We start from the raw sequence: 248 nt of genomic DNA, 5'->3' as shown, positions 1-248 counted from the left end.
GCGTTTCTGTTTGAGGCTTGCCGCCATGTCGTGAATATTTGGCTTTAAATCACACGATTCAATTACCGCTGGTAAGCCGTCAATGAGAAATGCGGTAATAGCTGCTATTTCACCTGGTTCTAAGTCGGGGTGAAGGCTGTAAATGTAATCTACTAATTTCTGTAATTTGCTTTCGAGGATCTGTGTTATTGGATCTTCCATTTGTCTAATTGGGTATTGGGCATTGGGCATTGGGCATTGGGGAGCAG

At 43.5% G+C, this 248-nt stretch carries 1 protein-coding gene; it reads right to left on the bottom strand.

Annotated features, from left to right (window positions below; all coding sequences use genetic code 11):
- The coding region (locus tag I8748_RS21285; protein ID WP_198126548.1) for a hypothetical protein at positions 1 to 201 on the bottom strand (201 nt) is incomplete at its 3' end.
- Positions 202 to 248: the final 47 nt, after the last annotated feature.

The sequence above is a fragment of the Amazonocrinis nigriterrae CENA67 genome, from assembly GCF_016056305.1.
Classification (GTDB): domain Bacteria; phylum Cyanobacteriota; class Cyanobacteriia; order Cyanobacteriales; family Nostocaceae; genus Amazonocrinis; species Amazonocrinis nigriterrae.
This window is presented reverse-complemented; position numbering and strand designations above follow the sequence as displayed.